An 18189-nucleotide genomic window follows, 5' to 3' on the forward strand; every position below is an offset into this window, starting at 1 on the left:
CGGACCGACTTGAAAGAAAGGGTCGTTGTACACCTGTCTGTCTAATAGGTGCCTTCGCTTTCGAGGTAACGGTAGAGCGTTGATTTGCTGATGCCGGTTTCCTCTTTAATCTGAGCCAACGTATAGCGTTTGCTCTGATACATCAGAATCGCCCGCTTTACATTCTCATCCGGTTTGCGGGGTCTGCCGGGCGTGTTTCCTTTTTGCTTTGCTTCATATAGTCCTCTTTTTGTTTTCTCGCTAATGACATCACTTTGAAATTCCACCAGATGCTTGATGATGTGATGAAAAGGATAGCCCTCAGGCAGGCTGGTGTCGATCTGCTCCGATAGGGACAGCAGGAAAGCCTCTTTCTCATGGATAGCTTCAAGCAGCTCTGCCAGATGCCGGGTAGAATCGGCAATGGCGAACAGTTTATAAACCACAATCTTATCTCCTGGCGCTAGCTGCGTCAGAAGCTGGTTGAGCTCCGAACGCCGCTTCGCCGAGGAATGCTCTTCTCGAAGGATCTGCTCACAAGGTAGCTGCTCCAGGGCTGCCTTCTGATCGAGGCATTCCCAATCATCGTGATAAGGTCTCATATATCCAATCAGCATCGCGTATCTCCTAGGGGATTGTATTTACAACATCATACCATAATTGATGGTCTCAAAAAGGTTCCATTTCGGATCAAATGGTGGTACACTGTTGCTGTTGATTCTCGAACAGGGCGGATGAGAGCAAGGGTTCAAAGTCAAATAATAGATCAATATGAGGTGTGGAAGAGAAGTGATAGAGACTATCAAGAGAAATTGGTTTTCCAATGTCAGAGGGGACGTGCTGTCCGGTATTGTGGTGGCATTGGCATTGATCCCGGAAGCGATTGCCTTCTCGATTATTGCGGGTGTGGACCCCATGGTTGGATTGTACGCCTCCTTCTGTATCGCGGTCATTATTTCGTTTGTGGGCGGCCGCCCCGGGATGATATCAGCAGCAACAGGTGCTATGGCCTTGTTAATGCTCCCGCTGGTCAAAGAGCACGGGCTCCAATACTTGCTGGCGGCTACGATTTTGACGGGAATCATTCAGTTGATCTTTGGCGTGTTGAAGGTGGCTAGGCTGATGAAGTTTATTCCGCGAGCGGTGATGATCGGATTTGTAAATGCGCTGGCGATCTTGATCTTTATGGCGCAAATCCCGCACGTATGGGGTATTTCGGGCATGACTTATGTATTTGTTGGCATCACACTGGCGATTGTGTATATTGTGCCCCGATTCTTCAAGGCCGTCCCGGCGCCGTTGATCGCCATTGTGGTGCTGTCAGCCGTCGCGATCTCGTCGGACCTCGGGCTGCGCACGGTGGGTGACCTGGGCAATATCCAGCAATCGCTGCCTATGTTCCTGATTCCGGATGTTCCACTCAATTGGGAAACGCTGCGCATTATTTTTCCATATTCCTTCGCGCTTGCCATTGTCGGCCTGCTGGAGTCGCTGCTTACGTCATCCATTGTCGATGATATGACCAAGACAGGCAGTGACAAAAACCGTGAAGCCAGAGGGCAAGGCATCGCGAATATCGTGAACGGATTTTTTGGCGGCATGGCAGGCTGTGCCATGATCGGGCAGTCAGTCATCAATATCAAGTCGGGGGGACGGACCCGTCTATCCACTTTGGTTGCCGGGGCGTTCCTCATGTTTCTCATTCTGGTGCTCGGAGATTGGGTTGTGCTCATCCCGATGCCTGTGCTTGCCGGTATTATGATCATGGTCTGCATCGGCACGTTCGATTGGTCTTCGTTCAACTATTTGAGGAAAGCGCCTAAATCGGATGCTCTCGTCATGCTGGCGACAGTGATTATCGTGGTGGCTACTCATGATCTGTCCAAAGGTGTTATTGCCGGTGTCATCCTCAGCGCTATTTTCTTTGTAGCGAAAATGTCCAAGCTGGAGGTTCGCAAGCGCATGAATGGCGATGAGGCGGTATTTACGGTAAAAGGACAGTTGTTTTTTGCTTCGAGCAACAGCTTTGTTGACGCCTTCGATTATTCGCTGCGCTCGGCGGCCATTGTCATTGATTTCTCGGCGGCTCATATCTGGGATGATTCCGCTGTGGGGGCTCTGGATAAGGTGATCGAGAAATATCATGAGAACGGCAATCGCGTGACCGTTACCGGTCTGGACACGTCAAGTCAAAGCATGGTGGACAGGCTGGCGGTAACTCAAGGGGCGAGTGCCAAAGCGAGCGCGCATTAATCGGATGCTGAGATGAAGTTACTGAGTTGAAGTTGCACTTGACACGAACCGAGGTTGCTTCTATGCTATTAACAAAATTCGAAACACAAAGACCGGGAACAGTAAGGAACCGCCTATTGCCCAGCGAGCTGTCGTGTGGTGTGAGACAGTCTGTAGGCGCCTGAAGCTCGCCCGTGAGTGTCAAGACTGAAGCGATGCAGTAGGTCTTGCCGGTTCCCCGCCGTTAACCGGGCCAGAAGATGGAGCATTGCGGCTCGCCATGCATCCAAGAAGAGTGGTACCGCGATCGGGTAACCTATCGCCTCTTTGCAGGCGGTAGGTTTTTTTGTTGTTGTGTTAATCCATTGGTGAGGAAATGGAGTGATGGGCATGGAAACAGCGGATTGTTTTATTTGTCGTAAACATCGGGGAGAGATTCATGTTGCTGGCGGATGTATCTATGAGGATGACTATGTCTATGTCGGTCATATCGGCTCAAGCGGTTCAGCGGTCTACGTGGGATATGTGATGGTCGATCTGAAGCGGCATGTTGCCGGCTATGGCGATATGACAGAGGACGAGGCGAGCGCGGTTGGATCGGTGCTGAACCGGATCGGCAAGGCGCTTAAAGAAACGGAAGGGGCAGAGCATGTGTATTCCTTTGTGCAGGGGGATGCCTTTCCGCATTTCCATGTTCATCTCATTCCTCGTTATCCCGGCACGCCGGAGGAATACTGGCATCCCACGAGCATCCGGGGCTATGAGGCCGCTTATGGAACCGCGAATGAGGTTGAAACCTTGTGCGTCAGGCTGAAGGAGGTCCTTCATCATGAAGCGGGTTGAGTCCGTGAGCTGCTTATGGACCGGGGATCAGCAGGCCTATCTCGATCAACCCAGCAGCAAGCGAATCCGGCATGTGACGGTTGGCCGTTATGGCGGATGCACGGAGGGCGGTGCCTGTAAAAATGAGGACGGATTCCTGCTGTGGCTGGATGAGGCTGAGGCCTGGGAGTTCGCCGTGATTGTGGACGCGCACAGCTCCTGTCAAAGCGCGGTATTGATTCTGGAGACGCTTCAGCATCACGAAAGCTCCGTCCGCGACATACTCCGTCAGCCGCTGAGAAAGGCGGTAGACAGGATCGAGCGATGGGTGCTGGATATCTTTCAATCGGATGGTTTCTTAGTGAAATGCCGAGCTGTGCAAGGCGAAGCCTCTTGTCTGATCTGTCTGCGTATCGAAAATATGCTGTGGTGGTTCTCCGTAGGAGATTGCCAGCTGTTCCTCTTCCATGATGAACTGGAGTCCTGGGGGCAGAACTCGATGAATCAGCGAAATTTCTATGAATGGATCGGGCAGGTGAACACATTCGAGCAGGCGGTCCCGAGCTACTCGCTTGGACGGAGGCAGCTCCGAACCGGACGGAGCGGGATCATGGTGATGACGGACGGTTATTTGGAAGCAGAAGGCTGTGTGAGTGCGATGCCTGACCTGGGCAGGGGACAGATGTCGGGCGATGAATTCTTAGCCAGGCTGGTTCGCCATAGAACGGTAGACAGCACGACCTTCATACGCTGGTCGGTTCACAACGCGTATCCGGCGGCGCTGCCATCGAGTTGACGAAGAGGCTCCGATTGAGATGAAATATAAAGCAAGGAGAGGAGGAGTGTTCCAGATGAATTTTAGTATGGAGGAAGCGATAGAGGTGCTTGAACGGACGCCCAAGGTGCTGGAAACTCTATTCACAGGCCTGTCGGACGCATGGCTGACGTGCAATGAGGGGGAGGGCACATGGAATGCCTCGCAAGTACTGGATCATCTGATCGAAGGGGAGAAAAGCAACTGGATCCCGCGGCTAGATATGATTCTGTCCGGCGGTGAAGGTAAGCCATTCCCTGAATTCGACCGTTTCGCCCATTTGAATCACGCCGCAGCACCGCTGTCTGACAGGTTAAGCGAGTTTAAGAAGCTTAGAGGAGACAATATTCTCAAGCTGCAGCAGCTGGTTCAGCATGAGAGCCAGCTTGAATGCACAGGGATGCATCCTGCATTCGGCTCGGTGAAGGCAAGCGAGCTAATCGCTACCTGGGTCGTTCATGATATGACACATCTGAGTCAAATCGTTCGTGTGATGGCTGGAAGGTACCGGGAGGATGTCGGCCCCTGGATCGCCTTCTTGAGCGTATTGCAACCCCATCGTTAAAGTGGGCGAAATGATATAATAGGCGTCAAGTACGAGTGTCAGTGTGAAAGGGTGTAACGATGAAGAAAGTGATTGTGATCGGGGCAGGAATACTGGGGGCTTCGACCGCTTACCAGTTAGCCAAAATGGGAGCAGAAGTTACGATTATGGATCGTCAGGATGCCGGTCAGGCTACGGATGCGGCAGCGGGAATTATCTGTCCCTGGATATCCCAGCGGCGGAATAAAGCTTGGTATCGGCTTGTGAAGGCGGGTGCGCGCTTCTACCCGGAATTGATTGCGGAGCTGGAACGCGAGGGGGAGATGGAGACCGGTTATGCCCAGGTCGGGGCGCTCAGCATTCATCACGACGAGGAGAAAATCACGAGAATCGAAGAGCGGGCGCAGGACCGAATGGCCGATGCGCCCGAAATGGGCGAGATCACCCGGCTGGACGAGCATCAGACCAAGGCGTTGTTCCCTCTGCTTGGAGAAGGGTATCAGGCTGTACATATTAGCGGAGCCGCGAGAGTGGACGGCCGTGCCCTGCGGGATGCCTTGATCCGATCTGCCCAGCGAAAGGGAGCTGTTCTGATCCAAGGGGACGCCGTGCTGGAATATGATTCGAATCGTGTCACGGGGGCTTCTGTCCATGGAGGATATATCGCTGCTGACCGTATCGTCGTCTGTGCCGGAGCCTGGGCGAGACAGCTGCTGGAGCCGCTCGGCATCCGCTTCAACGTCAGCTATCAGAAGGCTCAAATTATGCATGTGAAGCTTGAAGGGGATCAGGCTACAGCCGCCTGGCCAGTGGTGATGCCGCCTTCCGATCAGTATTTGCTGGCCTTTGATCATCAGAGGATCGTCATCGGGACGACGCATGAGAATGACGTAGACGGCTATGATCCAAGGGTGACGGCTGGGGGGATGCAGGAGGTGCTGAACAAAGGGCTGTCCCTTGCGCCGGAACTTGCGGACAGCACGTTCCTGGAAATGCGGGTAGGCTTTCGTCCGTTCACGCCCGGATTTCTGCCGGTCATTGGATCGATTCCGGGCTGGGAAGGACTCTTTACGGCCAACGGACTCGGTTCTTCGGGATTAACGGCTGGGCCGTATTTGGGATATCAGCTGGCCAAGCTGGCGCTTGGGCTGCCTGTAGATCTGGATATAAGTGATTATGACATCGGGCAGGCGCTGGATTAAATCCACTATAGAACCAGATGGATATTCAAGGACATAGATCCAATAGAATACTATTATAATATTTTTTGATTTTAAGATAGTTTGATAGGGGGATTTTAGTGTCATTGTACCATGACCATATCCTGATTCAAGCACTAGGCGTGGACGGTGTATCGATGGCCAGTACTTCGTTAAATATTCATTCGGAGATGGATACGGATTACACTGAATAATATCACTTGAAGAAGACCTGCACTATAGCGATTGAAAGTGCAGGTCTTACTGTGTCATCCGAACGATGCCTTCCACGAATAACGCCTCACCTTGATGAGAAGGCGTATTTATCGAGCTTGAGCTTCAGCAGACCGGTTGCGGATTCGAATTCAAGGCCGAGACGCCGTTCATCATAATGGGCAATATTCGCGCTGCCAACTGCTCCGGAGATTCGGTTCTGCCGTCGAGGTTCCATTGATACGTGACGCCATAGATGGACCAGCTCATCGAAGTCGCCGCCGATTTCAACAGGGCGGGGTCTTGGCCATTCGCGCCATGGGTCACTAGCTGCGTTATAAAGCTCTCCAGCTGCTGCTTGATATTTTTTTCGACCACAGGGGCGACGGAAGTGTAGTTTTTCATGCATTTGTTGTTCAAAGTCTGATGATAATCGCAAAGCGCCTGTATCAGCTGCCGGATGGTTTCCTCCGTCAATGGGGCGTCAGGCTGGATGCGCTGTAACAGAAACGAAGTGAACCCATCCGCCCATAATGCGTCAAGCAGCTCATATTTGTCCTGATAATGCGCATAGAACGTAGCGCGATTGATTGTGGCTTTGCTCGTGATATCGCTAATTGTAATCTGATGAAAGTCCTTATGTCTTAACAGTTCCGTAAACGCGTCCTGAATGAACTGGCGCGTCCGGACGACGCGCGGATCCGTGCGCTTGGAGGATTGGAAATCCGACACTTGCATGAACACCCCTTACCTGGAAAGCTATGATTGGTTATATAATACACAACTGTTGTTTTCCTAACAAGTGTATATTAGATACAATATGCCGATTCTGTTGTTTAAGCAAAAGAATGGGCATATTGTTGGTTGAATCAGGTACGCCTAGCTTTTATCATCATAGACGTACCCAAGGTACAACAAAAGCTGAACTGGAGGTCTTGATGAAATGAATACTTCTCAATCTGTACAGGCCCTGTTTCAACCTGTGACGATAGGCAATATGAAACTTCCAAGCCGCATTGTGATGGCACCCATGACGCGCGGATTTTCTCCCGGCGGCATTCCCGGTCCGGATGTAGCGGCATATTACCGGCGGCGGGCGGAGAATGGCGTAGGCCTTATCGTGACGGAGGGGACCATTGTTAATCATCCTGAAGCCCATCAACAGCCGGGTGTGGCTGTCCCTCATTTCTATGGCGAGCAGGCGCTGGCGGGCTGGTCAAAGGTTGTGTCTGAGGTCCATGAGGCAGGCGGCAAGGTGATTCCACAGCTGTGGCACATGGGACTGAACCCGGACCGGAGCGTGAACGAGCTGACTGAAGCGGAGATTCGGGATATCGTTGAGGCATTTGCCCAGGCGGCCGCGGATGCGAAGCGCATAGGATTTGACGGGATTGAGCTTCACGGTGCGCACGGGTATTTGATCGATCAATTCTTCTGGGAGAAGACGAACCAGCGCACAGACCGCTATGGTGGTGATATCGTGGCTCGGACACGCTTCGCAGTTGAAGTGATCGAAGCTTGCCGACAGGCGGTAGGCCCGGATTACCCGATTGTGCTGCGCATATCGCAATGGAAGGGCAGCGATTATTCAGCCAAGCTGGCTGAGACGCCGGAACAGCTGGGGCAATTTCTTGCACCGCTGGTTGAAGCAGGTGTCGATATCTTTCACTGCTCGACCCGCCGTTTCTGGCAGCCGGAGTTTGACGGTTCTGAGCTCAACCTCGCCGGCTGGGTCAAGCAGCTAACTGGCAAACCGACCATTACCGTCGGCTCTATCGGACTGGACAGCGAAGTGACGAGCTATTTCTCTGAAGGGAAAGGAGCGGAAGCGGAGTCCACGAGCATTGACAAGCTGATCTCAAAGCTGGATCGGCAGGAGTTCGATCTGGTGGCGGTAGGCAGGGCGCTGCTGGTGGATCCGGCCTGGGCCGCGAAGCTTCGCGATGGCCGCTGGAGCGAGATGACACCATTTACACCGGAAGCAGCGAAGGTGCTGCATTAAGCGTGATGTAGCCATATGAAAATGATGGAGTATGTTCGGCAGATTCTTTCTCTGCCAAGCATGCTCTTTTTGTTCGGAACAGAAGTGGATCGCAGCGCTTGCCCCCAGGTGGTTCTTGTGCTAAACTTCGTTTGAGACCGATCGGTTTCTTTTTTTTTGGATGCGGTGAACATACATACAGGAGGAAGCGTGCATGCGTAGAGGCGAGAAGACCCGGGAGTTTATTGTGCAGCAGGCAGCCGAGCTGTTTAACCAGCAAGGGTATTTCGGTTCCTCGATGTCGGATATTATGCGGGTGACAGGGCTGCGCAAGGGCGGGATTTACAACCATTTTGAGAGCAAGGACGAATTGGCGCTTGAAGCGTTCGACTATGCCATTGGCGTACTGAGCAGACGTTATTATGAAGCGATCAGGGGGAAATCGTCGGCGGCCGAGCAGCTGATTTCGGTGGTGTCGATCTATGAGAATGTCATTGAGAATCCTCCGCTTAAAGGAGGCTGTCCGCTGCTGAATACGGCTGTGGAAAGCGACGATGCTCATCCTGTACTCCGTGAGAAAGCAGCAGATGCGATGGATCAGTTCTTGAAGTTTATACAGATGATCATAAACCGCGGGATACGTAAAGGAGAACTTAAAGCGTCGATTCACCCTGAATCAGCGGCGATATTCATTACGTCCGCGATGGAGGGTGCGGTCATGATGAGCAAGCTGTACCGAGACAGCCGCTATATGGAGCAGGCTCTGGAGCACCTGTCCTCCTATATTCATAGTTTGCAGAAATCGTCCGACTAATTTTTTTTGCTTCAAAAAAAGACCGAGTGGTCCTTTATTCGGGTTTGCTTTCATCTCGAAGTGATGTGCTGTATCACATGGGTTGCTGCAATGCGATCCGCGGTCGCTTGGTTCATGAGCAATCCCGTTAACCTGTTCGGAAATGTACAATGTATGGAGGGGAAGCAGGATGATTTACATAGTCATAGGGATAGGGATCGCACTGTTGGTGTTTGTCAGCGTCTTGTGGAAACTGGCCGTTAAGGGGCAGACACCCAAAAGGGTGATCAACGTGCAGAAGCCCGCTCAGTATTATGAGGAAGTGTCATTTCAGAGTGGGGATGCGGTTGTTCATGGCTGGTATATTCCAGCCAAGGCCAGCGACGATGAGCCCAAACCGCTCATCATCGTCGTACACGGCTGGGCGTCGGCGAAAAGCCGAGTCATGCGTTATGTGGATCCGCTTCATCAAGCCGGGTATTCGCTGCTGTTGTTTGATGCCAGAGGTCATGGGGACAGCGAGGGGATCAAGGCCCCCACCATCAAAAGTTTCCGGGATGACGTGAAGGCCGCAGTCCGGTATGCTCAGCGCCGAGAAGATGTAGCTCCTGGGCGGATTGGTCTGCTTGGTCACTCCTTCGGGGGCATGGGGAGTCTGCTTGCGAGTCGGGACAAGATTGGCATCAAGGCACTGGTCACTGATTCGATGCCTGCCCGTTTTCGGACGATCATGGAAGCCTTGTTACGTGAATATAAGATGCCATATGCTCCGCTCGGACCTCTGCTAACCCGGATGATGTTTATGAGGGCGGGGATCTCTTCGACGGAGTTGAGAGAAGAACTTAGCCTGCCTGCCGCACTTGAGCATAGAAAGTCTCCCGTGCTGCTGGTGCATTCAAGAAAGGATCGGTATATTCCTTCGGAGGAACTGGATTACCTGATGCGTGGTTTGAAGAACAGACGTGAGGATGTCGAGTGTCTGTATGTTGACACGGACGGGCATCGAAGTTCGGAGAAGGACTCCAGGTTCTGGAAGAACGTGCTGTCTTTTTATCAAAAGTATGTGTAATGGAAGCCCGAGCGCTTGCTGCCCAAACGCCTATTTAGCAGCCATTTCCTGGGAAACAGGTTTGGTGAATTAACCGACATTTATGAGTATCCCGGAAATGACAAGCTCTTTATGATGCCGATCGTGGAATGCTGGTTTGAATCTGCGGCCCCGCTGCTGTATTTTATAAGTACGGTGAAACTTGCCGGACATCTTGAGTGTGGCAATTCATAGACAGGAGTGACAGCGATGACATTTACGATTCCGGAAGATTATGTAGAGCGGGTGTATGCCGGATGGCTTGGCAAAGTGATTGGGGTTCGTCACGGAGGGAACATCGAGCAATGGACGTATGAACAAATTGAAAAGGCTTACGGAGAAATAACCACCTACCTGCATGAGTTCAAAAACTTTGCAGCGGATGATGATACAAACGGTCCAATGTTCTTTCTCCGGGCACTGGAGGATTATACCCATACAGATCAGCTGACGGCGGAGCAGATCGGGCTGACCTGGCTGAATTATGCGCCGGACGGCCATGCATTTTTCTGGTGGGGAGGTTATGGGGTATCGACAGAGCATACCGCATACGAGAATCTGAAGCATGGCATTATGGCACCGAGATCAGGATCTATCGAGCAGAATGGCGCGGCGGTTGCCGAGCAGATTGGAGGCCAGATCTTCATTGACACCTGGGGCCTGATTGCGCCAGGCAACCCGAAGCTTGCCGCTGAGTACGCAGCGAAAGCCGCGAGTGTATCCCATGACGGGAATGGCAAATACGGGGGGATGTTCGTTGCTGCTTGCATTGCGGCGGCTTTTGTCATGAAAGATATGGCGGATATTATCGAGGCCGGGCTAGGGGTCATTCCGCACAATTCTGAATTCCACCGGATGGCGCTGGACGTGATTGAGTATCACAGCAGGCAGCCGGAATCGTGGCGTGATGCGTATGCTTATGTGAAAGCGCATTATGGCTACCATCTGTATCCGGGCAATTGCCATATCATACCGAATGCGGCGGTGATCATCCTGTCACTGCTATACGGAGAAGGTGACTTCTCGAAGTCAATCAACATATGCAATATGTGCGGCTGGGATACGGATTGCAATGTGGCGAATGTGGGCACAATTCTCGGCGTTCTGAATGGTTTGCAAGGGATCGATGCTTCGTGGCGGACGCCGATCAATGATTTTCTATGCTGCTCAAGCGTTATCGGCTCGCTGAACATCCTGGATCTGCCATGGTGCGCTTCGTATATCGCTCGTTTCGGCTATAAGATCGCCGGGGTGCAGCCTCCAGACCAATGGGAAGCTGTGCTGAATGGCAGCTCGCCGAGATTCCATTTTGAATATCCGGGTTCAACGCATGCGTTCCGTACGGATCACGATGATCCTTCCCGCAATGTTACGGCTCGGGTTGAGAATAGTGAGGCAGAGGCTTATTCCGGAGAGCGCTCGTTAAAAGTAATGTTCGACAGAGTGAGAGGGGGCTACGGCTACCGGGTATATCACCAAACGTATTACGGTCCGTCCGATTTCAATGACAGCCGCTATGATCCGGCCTTCTCCCCACTGCTATATCCGGGTCAGAAGGTGGAAGCGCGCGTGAAACTGCCAGATACCGGTCCGGGTCTGAAAGCAAGAATGTTCGTGAAGGATGGCAATCAGGACAGGCTATATTACGGGGAGAGTGTAAACGTTCCAGCAGGGGAGTGGATTCATCTGACGATGGATATTCCGGTGCTGGATAACGCCTGCATTGAACAGGCCGGAATTGAATGGATCCCGTTAGCCGACTGGCAAGAAAGCCTGATCGCTTATGTGGACGATATGCATTATAGTGGTTCTCCGCATTACTCGATTGATTTCAGCCAGGAGCGTCTGGAAATGTGGAATCCGATTCACGTTGAGGTCCGTCAGTGCACCTATCTGCGAGGTCATTGGACACTGGACAATGGAGCTCTTAGCGGCAGCGGCTCGCAACTGCCTGCCGAGTGTTATACCGGTGATTATGCGTGGAAGGATTACAAATACGAAGCGGTGTTAACGCCGGTGGTCGGTGAGGAGCATCTGATTCAGGTGCGGGTGCAGGGCGGCATTCGGTCTTATGCAGCCGGCCTGGCGAAGGACAACCAACTCGTGTTGTACAAAAATGATCATGGTTATCGGGCTGTGGCCTCGGCCGATTTCGCATGGGAGCCAGGTAAAGACTATCGGGTGGAGATAAGTGCGGAACATAACCGCTTGACGGTTAGTGTGGACGGAACACAGCTGCTGGCCTATACGGATCAGGATGCTCCTTATCTGCATGGCCAGATCGGTTTTGCCAATAGAAACGGAAGCCGGACGCTCTACAAGCGATATGCGGTTTCCCCATTGTAATCGCATCGGCCTGCACCCTTGATCCAGGCGACAGCCGGGCATGGATGCGCCGAACATCACCTATCCCGTCAGGCATAAGGGTGCTGGCTGCACCTGATTGGGCCTGCGGGATGTTTTTTTATATAATAATAGCTAAAGATAAAGGATATCCACATTGCCGAAAGTGAGGAGCGACCACATGAACGTATTGATTATTGGAGCGAACGGACAGATTGGACAGCATCTCGTCCGCCAAATGCAGCAGTCGGCCGAGCTGAACCCGATTGCGATGGTGCGAAAGGAAGAGCAGAAGGCGAAGTATGAACAACAGGGCGTTCAGACTGCCCTGGTTGACCTTGAAGGAAGCATAGATCATATCGCCAGCGCGGCTCAAGGTGCGGATGCTATTGTATTTACTGCGGGTTCGGGCGGACATACCGGTGCCGATAAAACGATGCTGATCGACTTGGATGGGGCTATCAAATCGATGGAAGCTGCCAAGCAGGCTGGAATTCAGCGGTTTGTGATGGTTAGCGCAATCGGTGTTCATCATCGGGAGAAGTGGATGGCAAGCGCGCCGCACTACAGTGCAGCCAAGTATTACGCAGACATGTGGCTTATGAGAAGCGGGCTGGATTACACCATTATCCGACCAGGCGGACTAACGAACGAACCGGGAACCGGAAAAGTGAAGGCTGCAGCAGATGTAGAGCGCGGGAACATCCCGCGTGAAGATGTGGCTTCCACGATCCTCGCTGCGCTTGCCGATCCGTCTACGATGGGAAAGGCTTTTGACCTGATCAGCGGGGACACGCCGATTGAACAGGCGCTGAAGTTGGTGTAGGGGGACAGGGGGGCGAACCTCACCAAAGCGAGTAAGGATAACGGGAAGAACGAGCGCGGCTGCCGATGATCCGGCAGCTGTTTTTTATGTTGCTGTGTGGCGGTACGATTGGCAGATTCGTGACGCAACTGGACACAGGCATTTTTCAAACATTATAGTATAGAGATAGAGTCATTTGCGATACATATCAGACTAGTAAGGGAGGACATCCATGGAGCCAACCCGAATTTGGCCAGATCGCTTTAAGCGATTTTTTCTAAATAACAAGTTTGTGCTGCTCTTGTTCGTGTTGTTGTTGGTAGGAATCAACATACTGGTGCTCAGCAAAATTTCGTTCGTCTGGCACCCTGTTGCTGTACTGATCAAAACAATTATATTGCCGATTATCCTATCCGGTATTCTGTTCTATCTGCTTAATCCACTCGTGAATGTGATGGAAAAATGGAGGATCAAGCGGGGCTGGTCGATCCTGATTCTATATTTGGCGATCGCCGGTATTCTGACGGTGGTTGTGCTCGCGGTCATTCCGGTGGTTCGTAATCAGATTATGAGTTTGATCATCAACTTTCCGGTTTACAGTGAAAATCTGAGACAGCAGTTTGAGAATCTGACCGGAACCGAACTGTACAATCAAATTCAGTCGACGATTAACTTGAATTCGGAGGAATGGTGGGGGACCGTTACCCAGCAAGCAACAGATATTCTGAACACGACCTGGTCCAAGGTTGGCGGATTCCTGGGCGCGTTCACGGAAGTTGTGCTGTCGATTATTACGGTTCCGTTCGTGCTCTTCTATATGCTGAAGGATGGCAAGAAGCTGCCTGAGAAGCTGCTCTCCTTCCTGCCGACCCGGAGCCGCACGGGTGCTCTGCATGTGCTTCAGGACATGAACCATCAGATCAGCTCGTTCATCCGCGGCCAGATTATTGTCAGCTTCTGTATCGGTATCCTGCTGTACATCGGTTACATGATCATCGGGCTGGATTACGCGCTAATACTGGCCATTATTGCGTCATTCACCAATGTGGTGCCATATCTGGGTCCCGCGATTGCGATTACGCCCGCTCTTATCGTTGCGCTTGTAACCTCGCCGATCATGCTGCTGAAGATGGTGGCGGTATGGACGATTGTTCAGCTTATTGAAGGCAAGCTGATCTCGCCGCAAATTATGGGCAAGACCCTCAAGATTCATCCAATCACAATTATTTTTGTTATTCTGACATCCGGCAATCTGTTCGGGGTAGTCGGCGTCCTGCTGGCCGTTCCTGGTTACGCGATGCTGAAGGTGTGCGCTACGCACATTTTCCAGTGGTTCAAAAACACCTCGGGGCTGTATGAGTCGCCGGTGGAGCATCATGAGAAAGTATGAGCGAAAACTCCCGTCTTTCGGCAATTTGCTGAGGGCGGGAGTTTTTATGTAGTTAATAGGCATATCCAACTATTTTTTTGCTGGAGAAATTTGTCGAGAGATGGAGCCAATATTCCTATTTATTGGCTTTTTGTCGATTCCGATATTTAAGGAATATCCCAGGTTGTGTAAGTACATGAACGACTTGCCTTAAATGCCAAGGGAGAATCCAACTACAGGAGGTAGACATGTGAGTTTGACAAGAAAAAGGTTGGCGCTTTTGCTGTTGGTGCTTGTGTTATGTTTGAGCGGATTTGGACCTGTTACTTCTTCAGCACAGAGTATTTCCGATCCGATTGTACCGACTCTTGAAGTACCGGAGGATATGATCCAGCCAAGTGTAACGGATGCGGTCTATCAAACTTCAAATTTTGAGATAATGGCCGAACGAGGAGAGGTGACTTTATATCCTGGAGACTCATACAGTTTCTATAACACCGCATCTACGACCAAATCACTTTCCAACAATGGGTCTTCCTCTAGAGACGTCGTATTTGATTACGTGAGATATGGTTCTGATGGAAGAGTATCTACGAAATCAATGAATACTGGAAGCAATATCAATATAACTGCCAACTCTACAGTGATTGTAACGGTTAATGGAAATTATCCCGTCACCTTCACTGTGCTGCCCGATATTATCGCAACCCCATCGGCAACTCCGGCATTCCATCGTGTGACTCTGTATCAGGGCGACAGTTATGTGTTTACCAACGAGAGCGCTCAGTCGGTCAGCATGGAAAGTGATTCTTCGAGCAGTCAGGATCGGCGGTATGATTATGCGGAATATTCACCGGATGGTGTCTTAGATAAATCCGACTTTAATAGTGTCGGTTCTCCTTCCGTGAAGTCAGGCAACGAAATCATCATTACAGGGGCTTCCGTCAATCCGGTAACTGTCGCATTTCCATACGATGTGTTCAACGGACGGTATAGTGGGGAACCCGCGTATTCAAGAGTAACGTTAGGCCAAGGTGATAGCTATCGTTTTACGAATGTAAGCACAAAGTCCGATACGCTTGAAAGCGACGGAAAGACGAGCGATCGCTTCGATTACGTAGTCTATCTACCGGATGGCACGGAGTATTCTAGAGGAACGAACACCTCAAACAAACCAACGGTTGCTGCTGGCCGCACTGCCGTTATTACTATGGTTACACCAAATCCAGTTACATTCGGTGTTCCATACCGGACGTTTCTTGTCCAGCCAGCTGACGGGGCTGCCATTAGCAGAATAACGATTGAGCCCGGTGAGAGCTATATTTTTAGGAACAATGGATCGCTGACCAATCCCATTCGGAATGACGCGAGCAGTGTGGGAGGGGTGTTTGATTATGTAGTCTACAGACAAGATTCTTCTCTGTATGGAAATGGATTCAATAAGAAAAGCAATCCGAGCATTCCTGCGCTTGGCTATGCGGTTGTAAGCAATGTAGGGAGTACCTCGATTATTTTTGACTATACAGATGATTTCTCGGTGGAGCGCACAGCAGAGCCGGCCTTTGAAAGAGTCACTTTGTATCGAGGGGAAAGTTACGAATTTACTAATGTCAGCGGTTCTGTTGAAACGTTGGATAGTGATGCGACTACCTCGTCAGGCGGAAGGTATGACTATGTCATTTATTATGAGGATGGGACGGAGCGTTCACGCAGACAGTCTACGACGATTAACCCGCGAGTAAATCCAAACAATAAGGTAGTTGTCACCGTTGTGTCGGATGTACCGGTTACCTTTGGCGCTATATATACCGTGTTTGAAGGCGGAGGGCGTCCGAATGAGGCTATCAGCCAAATTACCATTAACCCGGGGGAATCTTACATATTCCACAATCATGGGAGCCGGAATAATCCGATTAGGAACAATGCCAGACAAGTTAATGGCATCTTTGATTATGTCATGTATAAGGCGGATGACAGCCTGTCATCGGATGGATTCAATCGAACTTCGAATCCTCAGGTGCCAGCTCAAGGCTATGCCATCGTAACTGTGGCTGGTTCAGCGTCTATTACGTTTGATTATACTGACGACTTCTCCGTAGCACCAAGCGCTGAACCTGCATACTTGCGTGTAACACTTTCCAGAGGAGAAAGTTTTGCTTTCACTAATATAAGTTCAAGAAGTGAAAATTTAGACAGCACGGCGTCTATTTCAGGGAACCGGAAATATGACTATGTTATTTATGACCAGACTGGCGCGGAACGGACGAGACGTACAGGAGCAACCTTCGATCCGAATATACAACCTGGTCATACTGTCGTTGTGACGACAGCATCGGATGAGCCGATCAGTTACGGAGGCATATATCGTGTATTCCGCGGTGAACATGACCCGGGAGAAGCCAAGGAGCGGTTTACCATTGCGCCAGGCGATTCTTATGTTGTCTACAACTATGGGCAGTCTGTAGAGTTGCTTCACAATGCAAGGCAGGTCGGAGCCGTTATGGATTATGCGATTTATAATGTATACGGATTGATTGTAAGTGATGAATTTAATACAAGCTCCAGGCTCGAGCTTCCTTCCCAAGCTTACGTTGTCATTTCTAATCCGTCTTCAGTACCGATTCAATATGAATACACCGAGGGAGATTTATACGTAGATGTCAGCAGGGAGCCGGCCTTTCATCGCTATGTTGTCAATCCGGGCAACAGTTATCAACTTACGAACATTAGCCCTTATCCCAAAGCAATCGTGAGCTTGGCGAATGGAGGTACTAGCAGTTTCAACTATGTACTCTACGATCTATATGGGGTGGAAATCGACCGGAAAATTGGAACAACGACGGAACCTGTTGTTGCGCCTGGTCAAAGGGTGATTGTGACTACGCATTCAGACAGCTCGATACTATTCGGAGGAGTGTACCAGTATTTCCTGGCAGAGCCGACAAGTTGGCCTGGTGGAGAGCGCATTTCTGTGGGACCGCGTGAAAGTGTGATCTTTACAAACAACGGCTTGACGAGTGAACGAGTAAAGTCTGATGCTGCTTCCGGGGAGCGCTTCTATGACTACGCCATATATAGTTCCGGAGTAAGAACTGTAGGGGCACAGATGGATTCTGCATCACAAGTTATCGAGATTCCAGCAGGCGGCGAAGCAGTCGTGACGGTCACTTCTGCGAGCGCTGTTTCCTTTGAGTATTCGGATCCGGTGACGGTTATTGCGAGTGATGAACAAGCGCTGATCAGACAGGAGCTTACTTCCGGATTACAAGGTGAATTTTCAAATACATGTCCATATGAAACGGTGTTAATGTCCAATGCCTCGCTGATATTAGGAAGATATTATGACTACAAGCTGCTTGATGCTGCGGGGAACACGCTCAGAGAAGGCAGAGAAATCGATGTCGAACAAAACATCCCTCTTAGAGGCAAGATTCAGGTAACGGTGTCGTCAATTCAGCCTGTTACGTTTGCAGGTCCATCAAGAAATATCATCTATGCTGATATGACAGACAAGTTCATTGATCTCATGGAGCGGCGTGCGGAGGGCGTGCTAATGGAGCAGGATACCGAGCTGTATTACCGGTTCCAACCTAGTGCGAGCGGAAGATATCGATTTGCTGTCAGGGAAACGAAAGACTTCGAGAAAGAGCCGCAGATCGCTCTATATTCAGACGCAGGGATGACAGACGAGTTAGCGGCAACGGCTAATCAAGAACGTCAGCACGGGTGGGACTACACGGTGCTGGAATGGGAGCTGGAAGCTGGCAAGACCTACTATCTAAAGCTGACCGAGAATGACGGAGAAGCGTTTGAAGGCACGATTATAGCTGCGCTCATGCAGATTGCGGCTGAGAACAAATATTATTACAGTTCGAATAATCGTCTTTCTCGAGTAGTTCTTATTACGGGGGACGAGATCTTATATGAATACGACAATAACGGCAATGTCATTCAGCGAAGAAAGAAAGTATTTCCGTTTTAATTACAGCTCAAATTGCATAGAGGTGA

At 50.8% G+C, this 18189-nt stretch carries 14 protein-coding genes and 1 other annotated feature; of the genes, 12 read left to right on the forward strand and 2 right to left on the reverse strand.

Going from position 1 to position 18189, the window contains the following annotated elements; genetic code table 11:
• Positions 1–41 precede the first annotated feature (41 nt).
• Entirely contained in the window at positions 42–596 is a 555-nt protein-coding gene (locus MKX64_RS21395; protein ID WP_095265261.1) for a recombinase family protein, read from the reverse strand.
• Between the two features lie 172 nt (positions 597–768).
• On the opposite strand from MKX64_RS21395, the gene MKX64_RS21400 reads away from it, so the two are divergent.
• The 5 genes from MKX64_RS21400 (at position 769) to MKX64_RS21420 (ending at position 5593) form a co-directional block, all read left to right on the forward strand.
• Complete coding sequence (locus tag MKX64_RS21400) at positions 769–2232, forward strand: SulP family inorganic anion transporter (protein ID WP_095265260.1); 1464 nt, start codon at positions 769–771, stop codon at positions 2230–2232.
• A 79-nt stretch (positions 2233–2311) separates the two neighbouring features.
• Positions 2312–2541, forward strand: a binding site (T-box leader).
• A gap of 60 nt (positions 2542–2601) precedes the next feature.
• The gene (locus MKX64_RS21405) at positions 2602–3054 is read left to right on the forward strand and encodes an HIT family protein (RefSeq protein ID WP_244908159.1); all 453 of its coding nucleotides are present in this window, start codon (positions 2602–2604) and stop codon (positions 3052–3054) included.
• On the forward strand, positions 3041–3829 hold the full coding sequence (locus MKX64_RS21410) for a protein phosphatase 2C domain-containing protein (RefSeq protein WP_095265258.1): 789 nt from the start codon (positions 3041–3043) through the stop codon (positions 3827–3829). The genes MKX64_RS21405 and MKX64_RS21410 overlap by 14 nt, the downstream gene beginning before the upstream one ends.
• 55 nt (positions 3830–3884) lie before the next feature.
• Positions 3885–4412, forward strand: a complete 528-nt coding sequence (locus tag MKX64_RS21415) for a DinB family protein (RefSeq protein ID WP_095397265.1) — start codon at positions 3885–3887, stop codon at positions 4410–4412.
• A gap of 59 nt (positions 4413–4471) precedes the next feature.
• The gene (locus MKX64_RS21420; protein WP_341037328.1) at positions 4472–5593 is read left to right on the forward strand and encodes an NAD(P)/FAD-dependent oxidoreductase; all 1122 of its coding nucleotides are present in this window, start codon (positions 4472–4474) and stop codon (positions 5591–5593) included.
• A gap of 336 nt (positions 5594–5929) precedes the next feature.
• Here MKX64_RS21420 and MKX64_RS21425 read toward each other — a convergent pair whose 3' ends face one another.
• Entirely contained in the window at positions 5930–6535 is a 606-nt protein-coding gene (locus MKX64_RS21425) for a TetR/AcrR family transcriptional regulator (RefSeq protein ID WP_341037330.1), read from the reverse strand.
• Between the two features lie 211 nt (positions 6536–6746).
• Here MKX64_RS21425 and MKX64_RS21430 point away from each other — a divergent pair, with 211 nt between their 5' ends.
• The 7 genes from MKX64_RS21430 to MKX64_RS21460 all read left to right on the forward strand — a co-directional run bounded on the left by MKX64_RS21430 (position 6747) and on the right by MKX64_RS21460 (position 18163).
• Complete coding sequence (locus tag MKX64_RS21430) at positions 6747–7805, forward strand: NADH:flavin oxidoreductase (protein ID WP_341037331.1); 1059 nt, start codon at positions 6747–6749, stop codon at positions 7803–7805.
• 193 nt (positions 7806–7998) lie between these two features.
• On the forward strand, positions 7999–8598 hold the full coding sequence (locus tag MKX64_RS21435; RefSeq protein WP_341037333.1) for a TetR/AcrR family transcriptional regulator: 600 nt from the start codon (positions 7999–8001) through the stop codon (positions 8596–8598).
• Between the two features lie 169 nt (positions 8599–8767).
• Positions 8768–9646, forward strand: coding sequence for an alpha/beta hydrolase (locus MKX64_RS21440; protein ID WP_155618968.1), 879 nt, complete (start codon positions 8768–8770; stop codon positions 9644–9646).
• A gap of 228 nt (positions 9647–9874) precedes the next feature.
• Complete coding sequence (locus MKX64_RS21445) at positions 9875–12010, forward strand: ADP-ribosylglycohydrolase family protein (protein ID WP_095265250.1); 2136 nt, start codon at positions 9875–9877, stop codon at positions 12008–12010.
• 178 nt (positions 12011–12188) lie between these two features.
• The gene (locus MKX64_RS21450) at positions 12189–12833 is read left to right on the forward strand and encodes an SDR family oxidoreductase (protein ID WP_095265249.1); all 645 of its coding nucleotides are present in this window, start codon (positions 12189–12191) and stop codon (positions 12831–12833) included.
• Between the two features lie 211 nt (positions 12834–13044).
• On the forward strand, positions 13045–14202 hold the full coding sequence (locus MKX64_RS21455) for an AI-2E family transporter (protein ID WP_095265248.1): 1158 nt from the start codon (positions 13045–13047) through the stop codon (positions 14200–14202).
• Positions 14203–14431: 229 nt separating this feature from the next.
• Entirely contained in the window at positions 14432–18163 is a 3732-nt protein-coding gene (locus MKX64_RS21460; protein WP_341037335.1) for a hypothetical protein, read from the forward strand.
• The last annotated feature ends 26 nt before the right edge of the window (positions 18164–18189 follow it).

The organism is Paenibacillus sp. FSL M8-0334, assembly GCF_038000405.1.
Lineage (GTDB): Bacteria > Bacillota > Bacilli > Paenibacillales > Paenibacillaceae > Paenibacillus_AQ > Paenibacillus_AQ campinasensis.